The organism is Maritimibacter sp. UBA3975 (assembly GCF_002384975.1).
Lineage (GTDB): Bacteria > Pseudomonadota > Alphaproteobacteria > Rhodobacterales > Rhodobacteraceae > Maritimibacter.
In genome coordinates, this window is the sequence record NZ_DGCP01000001.1 from 20,784 (window position 1) to 35,326 (window position 14,543).

Genomic DNA, 14,543 nt, shown 5'->3' on the forward strand with positions numbered 1-14,543 from the left:
AGCTGGCCAAGAGGGTCGATAACGGCATGAACACTTTGCGACTGCGCGCGGGTCTGAACCCGGGGTTCGCCTCGCCGCCACTGGCGCCGGGCCTGGGCGAGGTCGTGACCGAGGAGGCGGTGGTCCTGCCGCCGCCCGGAGCGAAGCTTCACATCACGCCACTGGTTCAGGAGGGCGAACGCGTTCGCGCGGGCGCACCGGTCGCCTGCCTTCGTCATGCCCCCGCTGTTTGCCTCGTCGCACCCATGCAGGGGCAGGTTGCGCGGATCGACCTGATGCCCGGTCGAATCCTGAACGAAATCGTCCTCTTTCGCGACAGTGAGACAGAGGGTGGAACGGAGGTCGAGCAGCATGACGTGTCTGCTGCCGGGTCTCTGCCCGCGTTGCGCCGACTCCTTCAGGGTGCGGGGGTCTGGCCGTGGATCGGGCGTCGTCCCTTCGGCGGTATGCCCGGCGTGGACGAGGTGCCGGCCTCAATCCTTGTCATGGGTAGCGACACGCGCCCTTTCGCGCCTGACCCGCAGCTGGTGCTCGAAGGGCGGCACGAGGCCTTTGCCCGCGGGCTCGATGCGCTGACGCGGCTGACCGACGGGACCGTCTTCGTAACATGGCCCCACGGCTTGCCCACGCCCCGGATCGCCCGGGGTGGCGACCGAATCTCGTGGCTTCTGACCGGCCCGCGCCATCCGCAAGCCAGCCCGGGAATTTGCCTTCACCGGGCAGCGCCAGCGGCCCTCGACGCGCCGGTCTGGGATCTGCACGCGGAAGATGTGGCCCACATCGGGGACTTCATGAAGACCGGCCGGCTTTCGATGACACGACATGTCCATATCGCCGGAAGCGCCCTTGCTGAAGCGCGAATGGTGCGCACGACCACGGGGGCCGATCTGCGCCAACTGGTACAAGGTCTCGTCACCCCGGGACCGCACAAGACGATGGCCGGCGGCCCGCTCGACGGCAGGTCCGCGCGCTGGCTCGGTCCACGCGACCGGCAAGTCACCGTGACCCCACGCACCGACCCGCGCCCGGAACCGCATTGGCTGATCAGGGCCCTCACCTCGAGCGCCTTTCCCCGGCCCGTCATCCCGACCGCGGCCCTCACTCAGGCGTTCGCGTCCGCGCTGCCGGCGGTGCCGTTTCTGCGTGCACTCGGGGCAGGGGACGAAGAGGCCGCGATGCGCCTCGGCCTGTTGTCCCTGCTCGAAGAAGACATCGCGCTCGCCGACTATGTGCTGGGCACGGGCGGCGACCTGCAACGGCAGCTGCGCGCCCTGCTGGACCGGATCGAGACGGAGAACGCCCCGTGACCCGTGGGCTTTGGACTCGCGAGACGGTCGCGGCCCTGATGCTGGCTGCCCTGATGCCGCTGGCGCTCTTCTGGCTCTGGACAAGCGGGCTTGCTGGGGCGATGGGCCTGACCTTCGCCATTGTCATCATCGGCGTCTGGCATCTTGTGTTCATGCTGGTCCGGGCGCAACCGCCCTCACTCTCGGCCCTGATCACCGCGCTCGCCATCGCCATGCTTGCCCCCGAAGAACTGGGTGTCTTTCGTCTGGCCCTTGGCGTCAGTTTCGGCGTGGTCATGGGCGAGCTGGTCTTTGGCGGCTGGGGCCGGAATGTGGTGAACCCCGCGACCGTGGCTCTGGCGTTCCTCGGGTTCGGTTTTCCGTCTGCGCCCTGGCCAGCCTTTGATGCACCCATCGCCTGGGCGGCGATCCCGGCGGCGGTGCTCGGCGCGGCGCTGGGGATCATGCCCTTCGCCCTGATCGTCGCTGCGGCGTCGGTGGCGGCGGCAGCGCTGATGCTGGGACTTCTGACGGAGCCGGTGCTCTTTGCCGCCGGAATCGGGCTCGTCCTCCTGGTCGCCGACCCGGTGACCAGCGCGGCCACGGGCCTGGGCCGCGTCCTCAACGGCGCGCTTTACACGCTGTTCGTCGTTTTCTTCGCCGCTGGCTGGAGCGGCGCGGCCCCCGTCCAGATCACAGTCGCGAGCGCGCTCCTCGCCTCGCTCGCGGCCCCGCTTCTCGACGATATCGCGATCCAAGTCTGGGTGTCCCGCAGAAGGAGACGTCATGGCCGAGCCTGATACGACAATCTGGCGCCGCCTTCTGGCATTGCCGAACGAAAGCCGCGCCAAGACGATCCTCGTCGCCTTCCTCGTTTCGGCCGCCTGCGCGGCTCTGGTGAGCGGCGCGACCGTGGTGTTGCGACCGATCCAGACTGCAAATCGTGCAGCCGAAGAACAGGCCCGGATCGAAGCGCTGGTGCGCGGCATCCCTGGCATGGCCGATCTGCTCACACGTTCGGGCGGCCAGCTTTCGACGGTCGTCATCGACCTCGAAACCGGCCGGGCGGCCGAGAACGTCACCCCAGCAACGCTGGAAACCGCGCTTTCCGACCCGGACAACTGGACCGGCCTCGATCCCGCCGCCGACCTCGCAGGACTCGGGCAACGTCCGGATTTCGCGCAGGTTTTCCTGCTGCGCGAGGGGGACGACGTCTCGCTCATCCTGTTGCCGCTCTCGGGGCAGGGCTACGGCGGACGGATCGACGCGATCATGGCGTTGCGCGGCGATACGAACACCATCGCGGGCCTTGCCGTGACCCGACATGCCGAGACACCGGGCCTTGGTGGCCGGATCGATGAGGGAGCCTGGCAAGCCAGTTTTCCCGGCACGCTTCTGCGCGATGAAGCCGGAGAGATGCGGTTTCGCGTCGCCCGCGGACCAGCTTCGGGCGTGCACGAGGTCGATGGAATCACCGGGGCGACGCGCACCGGGCGCGGTGTCACCAACATGGTGCGATTCTGGCTCGGGCCTGACGGGTATGGGCCGTTCCTCGACGCCATCCGGCGCGGAGGGTTCTGATCGTGGCGCGGCGACCCGACGTCTGGCGCGTGCTGACCGAGCCGCTGATCCGGCAGAATCCGGTCACCCTTCAGATCCTCGGCATCTGCTCGGCCCTCGCCGTCACTACGACGATGGCGACGGCGCTGACCATGGCGGTGTCGCTCACGGTCGTCCTCACGCTTGCCGCCGGAATCATCAGTTCGATCCGGCGCCACATCCCGGACAGTATCCGTCTGATCGTCCAGATCGTGATCGTGGCCTCGCTCGTAATCGTCATCGACCAGGTGCTCCAGGCCTACTTGGCCGAGATCAGCCGGGCGCTTTCGGTCTACGTCGGGCTGATCACCACGAACTGCCTCGTTCTTGGCCGGACCGAAGCCTATGCGCGCCACCACCCGCCGCTTCCTGCGATGGTCGATGCTTTCGGCAACGGACTTGGCTATTCGCTGGTGCTCCTGATCGTCGGGGGGCTGCGGGAGCTGTTCGGGAAAGGAGAGCTCTTCGGGGTCGTTGTTCTGCCGCTCGCGGATGCCGGCGGCTGGTTCACACCGCTGAGCCTGATGCTGCTGGCACCGTCCGCCTTCTTCATTCTCGGGCTGCTCGTCTGGGCGATCCGCAGTTGGTGGCCCGAGCAGGCGGAAGCGCCGGAACATGTGCCCCCAGGCCGGGCGGAGGCGGCGGAATGACCGAGCTCTGGACGCTTTTCCTGACCGCGGCCTTCGTCGACAACATGCCGCTGATCCTGTTCCTTGGGCTGTGCACGTTCCTCGCCCTGTCCAAACGGCCCGACGCGGCGCTTGGCCTTGGCGTGGCGATGACGGCGGTGCTGGGAGTAACGGTGCCGCTCAATCAGTTGATCTACTCCCACGTCCTGGCACCCGGTGCCTGGGGCTGGGCGGGGATGCCGGAACTCGACCTGTCCTATCTCGCCCTCATCGCCTTCATCGGCGTGATCGCCGCAGCCGTTCAGGTGCTTGAAATGGTGCTCGACCGGTTTTTCCCGGCGATCCATGCGGCCTTCGGGGTGTTCCTGCCCCTCCTGACCGTGCAATGCGCCATCCTCGCAGGCAGCCTGTTCATGGTCGAGCGCAGCTATTCGCTCGTTGAATCGACCGTCTTCGGACTTGGGAGCGGGGTGGGCTTTGCCGTGGCCGTCGTGATGCTGGGCGCGATCCGGTCGCGGCTGGCTTACGCCAATCTGCCCTCAGGGATGCGCGGCCTCGGCATCGGTTTCGTCCTTGCAGGTCTCATGTCGCTCGGCTTCGCGGCGTTTTCGCAGATGGCGGCCGCGTCATGACCGAGGTGCTTATGGGGAGCCTGACCATCGTGGTGCTCGTTGTGGGCCTCGCGTTCGGTCTGGTGGCGCTCAGGCGGATGCTGGTGCCGAGCGTTGCCCTGGACGTGGCCGTCAACGGCTCGATGCATCTGGAGGCGCAGCGCGGCGACGCCCTTCTGGGCGTGCTGCACAAGGGCGGCGTGATGATCCCGGCAGCCTGTGGCGGGTCAGGCACCTGCGGGCTCTGCCGGGTGACCGTCACCGGTGAGGGCGCGGGAGAGCCGCAGGCGACCGAACGCGGCGTCCTGTCGCCGGGAGAGCGCCGCGCTCACATGCGGCTTGCCTGCCAGACCCGGCTGCGCGGCGACTGCGACGTGGGCGTGCCCGACGATATTCTGACGGCCGGGGGCGGGTTCACCTGCACCGTGGCGTCGGTCCGTATGCTCGCTCCGTTGATCCGCGAAATCGTCGTCGATCTTCCAGAGGGCGCGATGACCGAGTTTCGCGCGGGGGATTTCATGCAGATCACGGCGCCGCCCTATGCCCTCGACTTCACCACGGTGGACGTGACTGAGACTTTCGCCGAGGCGTGGCGGACTTCGGGCTGGCGCGGCCTGACCGCGCGCTCCGACACCGAGGTCACCCGCGCCTATTCCCTTGCCAACCGACCCGAGGATGCCGGTCGCGCCGTCTTCAACATCCGTCTGGCCGTGCCGCCTGCGGGAGAGGAAGAAACGATCCCGACGGGTGTCGTCTCCTCGTGGCTCTTCAGCGTCGCCCCGGGCGATCCGATCACGCTGTCGGGCCCCTTCGGCGAGTTCCATGTCCAGGATACCGGGCGCGAGATGGTGTTCGTGGGCGGCGGGGTCGGCATGGCGCCCCTGCGGGCCATGATCCACCAACAACTGGGGCGCGGCACGACCCGCAGACTCCGCTATTTCTATGGGTCGCGAAGCCGAGCCGACCTCTTCTATGCCGACGCGTTCGAAGCGCTCGCCGCGGCGCACGAGAATTTCAGCTGGACCCCCGCGTTGTCGGACCCCGCGCCGGGAGACCGCTGGACCGGCGCAACCGGGTTCATCCATGAGACGCTGCAGGCGACGCTCTCTCGGCACGACGCCCCCGAAGAATGCGAATACTATCTTTGCGGCCCGCCGGTGATGATCTCGGCAGTGCTCGCCACGCTGGAGCGCCTGGGCGTGGAGCCCGCCTCAATCTTCTACGACGATTTCGGAGCCTGATCGATGCAGACGACCCCACACCTCTCCCGTCGCGGCGCGCTCGGCCTTCTCGCCGGGGCGGCCCTGTTCCCACGGTCAGTCCTGGCAGGCGGGATGGCGAGCCTGTCCGGCCACGCTTTCGGGACCAGTTGGCGACTGCTGGCGGACACGGGACAGCCTCTCGAACGCCTCGGCCGCGAAATCGAGCGCGTCTTCGCAGAGGTCGACACGGTTTTTTCTCCCTGGCGCCCTGACAGTGTCATTTCCCGTTTCAACGCAGAGAAGGCCGGGTCCGTGCAGCACGCCGCTCTGTCCGAGGTCAGTTCCAGAGCGTTGAACCTCGCGCGCAAGAGCGAGGGCGCCTTCGACCCCACGGTCGGACCACTCGTGGCCCGCTGGGGGTTCGGCCCGATCACGGGGGGCGGTCAGCCCGATTGGCATGGGCTCTCCACCGGGGCCGGGGCGATCGCCAAGGCGCGCGACGACGTGACCCTCGATCTCTGTGGCATCGCCAAGGGCTGGGCGCTGGATCGCGCCGGTGCATTGGCCACGGCCTTCGGGCTGTCCGATTTTCTCTTTGAGCTCGGGGGGGAGTTGATAGCGCAAGGACAGCATCCCACCGGTCGCGACTGGCGCTTGAGTGTGGAAGCACCTGCGCCCGCCCCGGCGCTGCGCCTCCCCGGAGGGGCGGCGGTAGCGACCTCCGGCGTCTGGCGGCAAAGCTATCATCTGAATGGTCGCCTCTACAGCCATATCATCGACACGCGAACCGACGAACCGTTGTCCGGGGCTCTCAGATCCGTGACTGTTGTGGCGGCGGAGGCGACAATCGCTGACGGCTGGGCGACCGCGCTTTGTGCGGCCGGGGCAGAGGCCGGGCCGGACCTTGCCGCGACAGAGGACCTGGCGGCCCTGTTCCTGGTCGAGTCGCCGTCGGGTCTGCGCCAGATCGAAACCGGCCCGATCCGGGATTTCTTGCTGTGAGGGAAACGCCGCGATGACGGAAGTACTGTTCTCGATCGGGATCATCGGGCTGGCCGCCGCAGGGCTCGGCGCCGGCCTGCTCATGGGGCGCGCACCGGCAAAGACGAGCTGCGGCGCGGCCGACGGAATCGCGAAAACGCGCTGCGCGGATTGTCCGTTGAGACGGAAACGGACCGCCGAGGAGACGCCATGACGGCATACGGCATCCGCGAGATCATTCGCATCGACGCGCCCGTCCTGTTCCCCGACATGCCCATCCGGCGGGCGGCGGCCTTTCTCGTCAATTCCCGCGCCGCGGCAGCGCCCGTGATCGATGACGACGGACACCTCGGCGGGCTGTTGTCGCAGAAGGATTGCTTTCCCGCCGTCCTTCAGGCCAGCTATCACCGCGAATGGTCAGGAACTGTCGCCGATCACATGACGGACGATGTGCGCACGATCATGATTGACGCTGAGGTGATCGCTGCCGCGCAGATGTTCCTCGCCCACACCCACCGCGTGTTTCCTGTCCTCGATGGCCTGACGGTGGCCGGGATGCTCCATCGCTCGGACGTGCTCGCATTCCTGGTCCATCACGGCTAGCTGCCTCGCACGTCCTTCCGCCAACGGCGCGTAGCATCGTCCATGATATCAAGGCCGGTCGAGACGGCGAAAAGTGGGCTGATCATTTCACAGCGCGTGCGCCACTCGGGCGCTGTGGTCGCAAACGGCGCGTCAGTCTTCGGCCTTCAACTGCGCAAGCACCGCTTCGGTGTCTGCACCGAGGCCGGGCGCTGGCGAGGCTACACCCGGACCGTCTCGTCCGAATTTGAAACCGGCATTCAGGATTTGCGACCCGTCGCCAAGGTCGAGGAAAAGGTCACGCCCCTGCAACTGTTCCAGAGTCATCGTTTCGTCCAAGGGCCTGACCTTGCCCGCCGGGACGCCAGCGGCGGCCAGATCGGCCTCCCAATCCAGCGCCGTCCGGGTGGCAAAGCGATCTTTCAGTACGGCCTGAAGCGCCGCATCGTTTGCCATCCGTGCATCCGGCGTCGAGAAACGCGCGTCGTCGAGCAAGTCTTCGCATCCGAGCGTGCGGAAGAGCCGTTCGACCTGTATCTGCTGAACGGCACCGATGGTGATCTCCCCGTCCGCCGTCGCAAACGTGTCGGCGGTCGGTGCGCCTGAGAAACCCCGGTTTCCCGCGCGCCGCGGTGACTCGCCTGCCAGCATCATCGGCACCACCACCGAACTCATCATCACCATTGTCGCGTCCAACATCGACACATCGACCACCTGGCCGCGCCGTTGCGGGTCGCGCTCACGTTGAACAACAGCCGACAGGATCGCAAAAGCGGAGAGCAAAGCCGAATAGGTGTCGACAATGGGAAAGCCGATCCGCTCAGCCGGCTCACCCTCGTGCCCTGACAGGAGCATCAAACCGGAAACGCTCTGGATCACTTGATCAATGGCCGGAAAATCTCGCATCGGCCCGTCCTGGCCGAAGCCGGAGACCGAGCAATAGATCAGTTCGGGGTGCGCGGTGGTCAGGGCCTGCGGTCCCAATCCAAGGCGCTCTGCAACGCCGGGCCGGAAATTCTCGACAACAACGTCCGCCGTAGCGACCAGCTTCCGGGCCGCAGCGCGACCTTCGTCGGTCTTCAGGTCGAGCACGACGGACTTTTTCCCGGCATTCGCCCCGACAAACGGTTCCGCCATCCCGCGTCGTTCCGGGTTGCGGGTGTAGTTGCGCATCGGGTCGCCTGCCGGGGGTTCGACCTTGATGACCTCAGCCCCGAGCAAATTGAGGAATTGCGTCGCGAGCGGACCCGCAATCACATGACTGAAATCCGCGACCCGTATGCCTTCGAGCGGCTTCGCCATTTCGTTCTCCCCCTCAACATGGCGACGATATGTCTTCACGCACGCGCTTTGACCTTCGCCAAACTAGTTTCAAATGGAAACCTAATGGTGCGATCGTGTCAAGCGTTTCACTCAGGCTCCGCCACACTGCCGACCGACGGGTCGTCGATCAGTTTCCAGAGCAATTCGAACAGGATCGCACGCTCGGCCGGGGTCAGAGGGGCCAGAAGTTCGTCCTGCAAGGCCGTCATGTCTTGTTGCATCCGTGCGAGGCGCGTTGTGCCTTCCGGCGTCAGGTAGAGCGCGTTCAGCCTTTTGTCAGAGCCTTCCTTGCGGCGTTCGATCCAGCCCGATCGCTCAATTTCATTGATCAGCTTGGTCAAAGCGGATTTCCGCAGGACAACCATGCGGGACAGGTCCCTTTGCGTGAGGCCCGGGTTCGAGTGGATAAGGTTCAGCACCGCGACCTCGCCCCCTGCGACATCGTGCGCAGAGAAGAAACCCCGGTTTCGCTCCTGTATCCTGGTGCGCAGGATGCGGGTCAGAAAGGCGATGTCTTCGGACAGGCGCCCGAACGAGAAGCCGGCTGGAGTTTCGCGCGTTGTGTTCATCCTGACCGCCTTTCCTCAGACCTGATCTTCGCTAGGCGCTCCGCTACCAGTTGTCAAACTCCACAGTTGACAGAATCGGAAAAAGGTTTCCAACTGGAACCAAATCAGAGGCAACCAACGCAGGGGAGGGCGAGGTGCCGGTCCAATCTGACATGCAGCTGGCTTTTGACCGCCGCGCGGATGGCATCGACGCGGGCTTCGGGGTGCCCGTTGGTGTCTTCGGCGAAGGCGTGCCGGGTCCGTTGGTCACGGCGCTCGGCGGAGTAAGCGTCGACGTCAAAGCGCCTCCGCTGTCCGATGCGCTGGACGGGCCGGACATGCCGAGCGTCGCATCGGTCGCGGAACCATTTCTGGATTCTTTCACGGCGCGCTTTCTGCATCGTTTTGCAGCGGGGTCTTTCGACACGTTCGCCACGATCGTGTTCGCGCGCGACGATGTGGCGGGGCTGGCTGCATATCAATACGCGACCGAATTGCGCCGGCAGGGCATCCTGCCTGCGGCCGGGCCGCGTCTGTATCTGTGGAATCTCCTGCACACCGACAGCGCCCCGGCAGAACGGTTCAATCGCCGGGAACTCGAGCGTCTGACCGCACATCTGGAAGACACGCTCGGTGCAACTCTCGACCCGGACCGCCTGGCAGATGCTGTCGCGGCAGAAGCGCGGTGCGCGCAAGCCCTTCACGCTTTGCCTCCGGGCGGGCCCGACGCGTTCGTCGCGCGCAATGCGGGCCGCTGGCTGCCACCTGATGTCCACGCGGACTTGTTGGGCGCACATGCACCGGATGCAGGCGCAACGGGTCCGAGCATCGTCCTCGTCGGAAGCGCCTGCGACATTCCGGTGCTCCACAGCCTTTGCGCAGGCCTCGGGCAGATCACGGCGGATCTTCAGGATTACGGTCGCATCGCTCCGACGGCGCGAAACTCCGCCGATCTGTTGCGCCACATCGCGCACGATCCCCTCGCCACGCGCGCGTCACCTCCGGTTCGCTACACCCGTGCGCTTCAGGAGGGCACCGAGGGTGCTGACCTCGTGATTGCCAGCGTGGATGCCAACGACGACTCGTTCGGCTGGGAACTGCCCGTCCTGCGGCGCACGGTCGAATCGCGCGGGGCGCGTTTCCTGAACCTCGGCTTCCGCCCGTTCCGGCCGGATGCGGCCTGGCAGGACATGGCCCGAACGAAAATCGAGGAGGCGCTGACATGACCTGTGCCGCGACCGCCGCCGGATACCAGCGCGACTGGCTCAAGGGCCTGCGTGGTCAGATCACCGACGGGGCCGACTATGCCTTTGTCAACGCGGACACGCCGCATGAGCTGTTTCACTTCATGGACGTGCCGATGGTGACGAACCAGTGGTGGTCCGCGGTGATCGCGGCCAAGCAACTCGCGCCGCGCTATTTCGACCGGATGGAGGAGATGGGCTTTCACGCGCATCTGCCGCGCTACTCGAGCCTGCCGCTGATCGCACAGATGGAGGGCGACTTCGACCTCCAGCCCTGGGGCGGGCTTCCGTCGCCCGCGCTTTTGTGCGCGCGAGCCAGTTCCGACGAGCATCCGCGCCTTTTTCAGCGTTGGGCGGAGCTGACGGGGGCGGAGCTGCATATCCTTTCGGCACCTGCCACCCCCGATCCGGCCCCGGACTGGTGGGTGCAGGCCCGCTCGGACTGGGAGGATTTGTATGGCACCGCGCGGCTCGACCTCATGGTCGACGAGATGGAGGGGCTGATCGAGGCGCTCGAGCGGATGACCGGGCGCGCCTTCGACCGCGACGGTTTCGCCGACTACATGGCGCGCATCGACGCGCAGGAGCGGGTGGTGGACGAGGTCGCGGACATGCTGGCGGCGGCCGACAAGTCCCCCATGAGCATTTCCGAGCAGATGCCGAATGTCATGATCCCGCAATGGCACCGCGGTTCGGACTGGGCGCTGTCCCACGTCCGCGCCTTCCGCGCCGAGGTGGGCGACCGCATCGCTCAGGGCGCGGCGGTCTGCGAGAACGAGCGTATCCGCATGATGTGGATCGGGGCCGGGCTCTGGTTCGACACGTCCTTCTACAGCGCGTTCGAAGAGTCACATGGCGCCGTGTTCGCTTGGTCGATGTATGTGCCTTTCGCCGCGGACGGCTACATCCGCACGGATCACGGGGACCCGCTGCGGGCCCTTGCCGCGCGGGTTTCGGCGATGAACGAACAGCTTCACCAACCTCCGTGGGTCAACGAATGGCTGGTGAAGGAGGCAAAGCGCTGGCGCATCGACGTGGCGGTCATGCTGGTGCCCGAACACGACCGCTTTTCGGGCTACGGATCCTATTTCGCGCGCAACGCGCTGCGCGAGGCCGGCGTGACGGTGATCGAGATTCACTCGGACATGGTCGATCCGCGCGAGTGGGACCGCGAAAAGATGGAGGCGCGGGTCCGCGCCGCCCTCGACGAACTGGAGGCTGCGTGATGGGCGCGCTCGACGGATTGAAAGTGGCGGATTTCTCATGGGTCGGCGCCGGGCCGCGCGCCACCAAGGACCTCGCCGACAACGGGGCCACGGTCGTCAAGGTGGAATCCTCCCGCCGCCTCGACCTCGGTCGCCGGTCACCGCCTTTCGCGGGCGGTGACCGGCGCAACCACGATGCTTCGGTGTTTTTCGCGCAGACGAACACCTCGAAGAAAAGCGTGACGATCAACCTGTCCGACCCGCGCGGGCAGGAGGTCGCGCGCAAGCTCGTCGCATGGGCCGATGTGGTGGTCGAAAACTTCGGCCCCGGATACATGGACCGGATCGGGCTGGGCTGGGACGACCTGCAAAGGGTCCGGCCGGGCGTCATCCTCGCCAGCGTATCCGTGGCCGGACGCACCGGGCCGATGGCGGGCTTTCGCGGCTACGGCAATTCCGCGGCCGCGTGGTCGGGCCATTGCGACATGACCGGCTGGCCCGACAGCGATCCGCACATGCCGCCCTTGGCCTATGGCGATGTCGTCGCGCCGATGATGCTGACCGTGGCGATCCTGTCAGCGCTCGAACATCGCGACCGGACAGGGCAGGGCGTGCATGTCGACGTGAGCCAGATCGAAGCGATGGTGCAGGTGGCAGGCGACCTGTTCGCCGAAATGCCCGACGAAAAGCCCGCCAACAGCGACCCCGAAATGGACCCGCACGGCGTGTTTTCCTGCAAAGACGACCGCTGGATCGCCATCGCCTGTGAAACCGATGCGAACCGCGCAGCCTTGGACGCGGTTCTGGACGGCTCTCCCGAGGAGCGCACCCCTGCCTGGGAGGCAGATGAGCTTGAAGCGGCCCTCGTGGCCAAGGGTATTCCAGCAGCACTCGTGCTCGACGGCAAGGGGTTGTCCGAACATCCGGCGCTCAACGCTGCCGGTCATTTCGTGCCGGTGGACCATCCCGTGATCGGTGTCGCCAAGATGCCCGCGCCGCCCTATGCCTTTGCCGATACGCCGTCCCACGTCGGGCCGTCGCCCTGTCTGGGGGCGGATAATGACGCGGTGTTCGCCGAGATCGGCCTGTCCGAGGACGAGATCGCGGACCTCATCGCAGAGGGGGCGCTGGCATGACCCTGCTCGATGGTATCCGTGTTGTGGTGCTTGCCGATCATCTGGCCGATTTCGGGGGCAGCATGTTGGCCCGGCTCGGGGCCGAGGTTGTGCTGGCCGACGCGGCCCCGCTGACCGCGCCGCGCGCGAAGGCGTGGCACAAGAGCATGACTCGCTCCGACGCGCCGCTTGAGACGTTGCTCGAAGGTGCCGACATCCTGATCGACGACCGGCGCACGGACCCGCGTGAGGGTGTCGATGACCTCGCCGCCCGGCACGAGGCTCTGATCCATGTCGTCGTCACGGGCTTTCCGAACGACATGCGTCCGGTCACCGACCTGACCCTCATGGCGCAATCCGGGCTGATGCATGTGACCGGCCAGCCCGACCGCCCGCCGCTCCGTCTGCCCGGCGAACAGGGCTACGCTCTGACCGGCATCCAGACAGCGACCGCAGCGCTCATGGGCCTGCGCGCGCGACGGCTGACCGGCAAGGGGCAGCGCATCACGCTCTCCGCGGTGCAGTCCGCAGCACTGGCGAATTACCGCGAGGCGGTAATGTACGACCAGACCGGGCGAATTGGAACGCGGCGCGGCAACATGCTCGTGCGCGGCAAGTCCGGCGTGCGCCAGATCTGGCCCTGTGCCGACGGCTATGTGACGTGGTCGATGATCGACAACCCCGGCATGATGCGCGCGATCGTGCGGGTAATGGAGGAGGAGGGCGTCGCTGGCGAGCTCGCCAATATCGACTGGGACGACATACTCGTGGCCGACACGGATCAGGAGGTGATCGACCGCTGGCAGGGGATCGTCGAGACGTTCTTCGCCCGCCACGACCGCAAGACGCTGGCCGACTGGTCGCTGGAGCACGGCTGGGGCCTGTCTCCGATCATCCGCCTGTCGGAAGTGCCCGAGACACCGCAGATGAAAGCGCGGGGCGTGTTCGATGCGGATGGCGTGCCCGGACCGCTCTTTGCCGTGCACCCGGGGGGCGCTACATGAGTGCTCTCGCCGGCCTTCGCGTTCTGGACTTCTCCCGTCTGCTGCCGGGACCCTACGCCACCTGGCTTCTCGCAGATCAGGGGGCCGAGGTGATCCGGGTCGAGCATCCGCGCGAACTCGCCAAGCAGGCCAAGGTGTTCGGGTGGGACAAGCTGGATGACACAGGCCGCGCCCGGCAGCGCGCGCGCGACATGCTGGCACGCGGCAAGAAGTCGATCTGTCTCGATTTGGGCGACCCCGAGGCGCAGGCCACGTTGCGCAAACTCGCCGCCACGGTGGATGTGGTGGTCGAGGACTACCGACCGGGCGTTCTGGGCAGTCTCGGGCTGGGCTATGCGGCCTTGTCCGAGATCAACCCAAAGCTCGTCTACACCTCCCTCACACTCTGCGGCCAGACCGGCCCCCTGCGCGACAAGCCGGGGCACGATCCCGTGGCTCTGGCGCTGGCGGGCGTCCTGAGCCGCACGGGCGAGGACCCGGATGCACCGGGTTTGCCGGGATTTGCGGCGGCGGACGTCGTCACCGGGGCACATGCCGGGTTCGCCACGCTCGCGGCTGTCATGGAGGCACGCGCGACGGGCGCAGGGCGTCATGTCGACGTGGCGATGTCGGACTGTTCGCTGGTCCTGCTCGCCAACCTGATCGCAAGGCACGAAGACCCCGCCGACATACCGTCGCGCGGAACCCGGCGCGCCGACATGGGGCTGTGGCGCTGTGCGGATGGCGAATGGCTGGTCACCACCGACATGGAGCCGCGCTACTGGGTGGCCTTCTGCGAGGCGATGGGAAAACCGGACTACGCCGGCTGGCAACTGGACGCAGAGCGTCGCGCCGAGATCCGTGAGGGGCTTCAGGCCGTCTTTGCGACACGTCCGCGCGACCACTGGCTTGCCCATCTCGAAGCGGCGGGGACGCAATTCGCGCCGGTCAACAGTCTGGCCGAGGCGCTGGCCGAACCGCATTTCCGCGCACGCGGCATGGTGATCGCCCTCGACGCGCCCGGTGGCGCGCTCACGCAGGCCGGGCCGCCGGTGCGTCTGGGTGCCTTCACCGCGCCTGCGCCGGCCGTTCTGCCCGGAACCCACACCGCCGAGGTCCTGCGCGGCCTCGACCTGACCGAGACACAGATAAACGCGCTGGCCCGAACGCCCGCGCAACAGACCGGGCACACAACCCCGGCACCGCACTGACGCAACTCATTGGGAGGAAACAAC

General features: G+C 66.7%; 16 protein-coding genes. 14 read left to right on the plus strand and 2 right to left on the minus strand.

The genetic code is table 11. From position 1 onward, the window contains the following. The first annotated feature begins 26 nt into the window (after positions 1 to 26). From B2585_RS00075 to B2585_RS00115, 9 genes are read left to right on the plus strand one after another with little or no spacing between them, the layout of a single operon-like run. Positions 27 to 1,307, plus strand: a complete 1,281-nt coding sequence (locus B2585_RS00075; RefSeq protein ID WP_292018956.1) for a Na(+)-translocating NADH-quinone reductase subunit A — start codon at positions 27 to 29, stop codon at positions 1,305 to 1,307. Further along, a complete protein-coding gene (locus tag B2585_RS00080) occupies positions 1,304 to 2,086 on the plus strand; it encodes an RnfABCDGE type electron transport complex subunit D (RefSeq protein ID WP_292018957.1) in 783 nt (260 codons plus the stop codon). Before B2585_RS00075 ends, B2585_RS00080 begins: the two co-directional genes overlap by 4 nt. Further along, positions 2,073 to 2,867, plus strand: a complete 795-nt coding sequence (locus B2585_RS00085; RefSeq protein ID WP_292018958.1) for an FMN-binding protein — start codon at positions 2,073 to 2,075, stop codon at positions 2,865 to 2,867. Before B2585_RS00080 ends, B2585_RS00085 begins: the two co-directional genes overlap by 14 nt. Before the next feature lie 2 nt (positions 2,868 to 2,869). After that, positions 2,870 to 3,535: an NADH:ubiquinone reductase (Na(+)-transporting) subunit D gene (locus B2585_RS00090; RefSeq protein ID WP_292018959.1), complete on the plus strand. Its 666-nt coding sequence runs from the start codon at positions 2,870 to 2,872 to the stop codon at positions 3,533 to 3,535. Further along, entirely contained in the window at positions 3,532 to 4,146 is a 615-nt protein-coding gene (nqrE, locus tag B2585_RS00095) for an NADH:ubiquinone reductase (Na(+)-transporting) subunit E (RefSeq protein ID WP_292018960.1), read from the plus strand. Before B2585_RS00090 ends, nqrE begins: the two co-directional genes overlap by 4 nt. After that, positions 4,143 to 5,366, plus strand: coding sequence for an NADH:ubiquinone reductase (Na(+)-transporting) subunit F (gene nqrF, locus B2585_RS00100; protein WP_292018961.1), 1,224 nt, complete (start codon positions 4,143 to 4,145; stop codon positions 5,364 to 5,366). The genes nqrE and nqrF overlap by 4 nt, the downstream gene beginning before the upstream one ends. 3 nt (positions 5,367 to 5,369) lie before the next feature. Next, the gene (locus tag B2585_RS00105; protein WP_292018962.1) at positions 5,370 to 6,329 is read left to right on the plus strand and encodes an FAD:protein FMN transferase; all 960 of its coding nucleotides are present in this window, start codon (positions 5,370 to 5,372) and stop codon (positions 6,327 to 6,329) included. Positions 6,330 to 6,342: 13 nt separating this feature from the next. Further along, positions 6,343 to 6,522, plus strand: a complete 180-nt coding sequence (locus B2585_RS00110; RefSeq protein WP_292018963.1) for a hypothetical protein — start codon at positions 6,343 to 6,345, stop codon at positions 6,520 to 6,522. Continuing rightward, the gene (locus B2585_RS00115; RefSeq protein ID WP_292018964.1) at positions 6,519 to 6,911 is read left to right on the plus strand and encodes a CBS domain-containing protein; all 393 of its coding nucleotides are present in this window, start codon (positions 6,519 to 6,521) and stop codon (positions 6,909 to 6,911) included. Before B2585_RS00110 ends, B2585_RS00115 begins: the two co-directional genes overlap by 4 nt. Before the next feature lie 132 nt (positions 6,912 to 7,043). Here B2585_RS00115 and B2585_RS00120 read toward each other — a convergent pair whose 3' ends face one another. Together B2585_RS00120 and B2585_RS00125 are read right to left on the minus strand one after the other, a co-directional pair. Next, on the minus strand, positions 7,044 to 8,192 hold the full coding sequence (locus tag B2585_RS00120; protein WP_292018965.1) for a CaiB/BaiF CoA transferase family protein: 1,149 nt from the start codon (positions 8,190 to 8,192) through the stop codon (positions 7,044 to 7,046). 107 nt (positions 8,193 to 8,299) lie between these two features. Next, on the minus strand, positions 8,300 to 8,782 hold the full coding sequence (locus B2585_RS00125; protein ID WP_292018966.1) for a MarR family winged helix-turn-helix transcriptional regulator: 483 nt from the start codon (positions 8,780 to 8,782) through the stop codon (positions 8,300 to 8,302). A 152-nt stretch (positions 8,783 to 8,934) separates the two neighbouring features. Here B2585_RS00125 and B2585_RS00130 point away from each other — a divergent pair, with 152 nt between their 5' ends. Genes B2585_RS00130 through B2585_RS00150 form a run of 5 tightly spaced genes read left to right on the plus strand, consistent with a single transcriptional unit; the run spans position 8,935 to position 14,519 of the window. Beyond that, on the plus strand, positions 8,935 to 9,987 hold the full coding sequence (locus tag B2585_RS00130; protein WP_292018967.1) for a 2-hydroxyacyl-CoA dehydratase family protein: 1,053 nt from the start codon (positions 8,935 to 8,937) through the stop codon (positions 9,985 to 9,987). Beyond that, positions 9,984 to 11,231: a 2-hydroxyacyl-CoA dehydratase family protein gene (locus tag B2585_RS00135; protein WP_292018968.1), complete on the plus strand. Its 1,248-nt coding sequence runs from the start codon at positions 9,984 to 9,986 to the stop codon at positions 11,229 to 11,231. Before B2585_RS00130 ends, B2585_RS00135 begins: the two co-directional genes overlap by 4 nt. Next, positions 11,231 to 12,346: a CaiB/BaiF CoA transferase family protein gene (locus B2585_RS00140; RefSeq protein WP_292018969.1), complete on the plus strand. Its 1,116-nt coding sequence runs from the start codon at positions 11,231 to 11,233 to the stop codon at positions 12,344 to 12,346. The genes B2585_RS00135 and B2585_RS00140 overlap by 1 nt, the downstream gene beginning before the upstream one ends. Beyond that, on the plus strand, positions 12,343 to 13,329 hold the full coding sequence (locus tag B2585_RS00145; protein WP_292018970.1) for a CoA transferase: 987 nt from the start codon (positions 12,343 to 12,345) through the stop codon (positions 13,327 to 13,329). The genes B2585_RS00140 and B2585_RS00145 overlap by 4 nt, the downstream gene beginning before the upstream one ends. Next, positions 13,326 to 14,519 carry a CaiB/BaiF CoA transferase family protein gene (locus B2585_RS00150; RefSeq protein WP_292018971.1) on the plus strand — a complete coding sequence of 398 codons (1,194 nt, stop codon included), beginning with the start codon at positions 13,326 to 13,328 and terminating at the stop codon, positions 14,517 to 14,519. The genes B2585_RS00145 and B2585_RS00150 overlap by 4 nt, the downstream gene beginning before the upstream one ends. The last annotated feature ends 24 nt before the right edge of the window (positions 14,520 to 14,543 follow it).

Excerpts from the sequence above, each read along its gene's own strand:
- B2585_RS00105 (WP_292018962.1), top strand. The coding sequence starts at position 5,370 with ATGCAGACGACCCCACACCTCTCCCGTCGCGGCGCGCTCGGCCTTCTC.
- B2585_RS00115 (WP_292018964.1), top strand. The coding sequence starts at position 6,519 with ATGACGGCATACGGCATCCGCGAGATCATTCGCATCGACGCGCCCGTC.
- B2585_RS00145 (WP_292018970.1), top strand. The coding sequence starts at position 12,343 with ATGACCCTGCTCGATGGTATCCGTGTTGTGGTGCTTGCCGATCATCTG.
- B2585_RS00120 (WP_292018965.1), bottom strand. The coding sequence starts at position 8,192 with ATGGCGAAGCCGCTCGAAGGCATACGGGTCGCGGATTTCAGTCATGTG.
- B2585_RS00075 (WP_292018956.1), top strand. The coding sequence starts at position 27 with ATGAACACTTTGCGACTGCGCGCGGGTCTGAACCCGGGGTTCGCCTCG.
- B2585_RS00140 (WP_292018969.1), top strand. The coding sequence starts at position 11,231 with ATGGGCGCGCTCGACGGATTGAAAGTGGCGGATTTCTCATGGGTCGGC.
- nqrF (WP_292018961.1), top strand. The coding sequence starts at position 4,143 with ATGACCGAGGTGCTTATGGGGAGCCTGACCATCGTGGTGCTCGTTGTG.
- B2585_RS00125 (WP_292018966.1), bottom strand. The coding sequence starts at position 8,782 with ATGAACACAACGCGCGAAACTCCAGCCGGCTTCTCGTTCGGGCGCCTG.
- nqrE (WP_292018960.1), top strand. The coding sequence starts at position 3,532 with ATGACCGAGCTCTGGACGCTTTTCCTGACCGCGGCCTTCGTCGACAAC.
- B2585_RS00085 (WP_292018958.1), top strand. The coding sequence starts at position 2,073 with ATGGCCGAGCCTGATACGACAATCTGGCGCCGCCTTCTGGCATTGCCG.
- B2585_RS00130 (WP_292018967.1), top strand. The coding sequence starts at position 8,935 with ATGCAGCTGGCTTTTGACCGCCGCGCGGATGGCATCGACGCGGGCTTC.
- B2585_RS00150 (WP_292018971.1), top strand. The coding sequence starts at position 13,326 with ATGAGTGCTCTCGCCGGCCTTCGCGTTCTGGACTTCTCCCGTCTGCTG.
- B2585_RS00110 (WP_292018963.1), top strand. The coding sequence starts at position 6,343 with ATGACGGAAGTACTGTTCTCGATCGGGATCATCGGGCTGGCCGCCGCA.
- B2585_RS00135 (WP_292018968.1), top strand. The coding sequence starts at position 9,984 with ATGACCTGTGCCGCGACCGCCGCCGGATACCAGCGCGACTGGCTCAAG.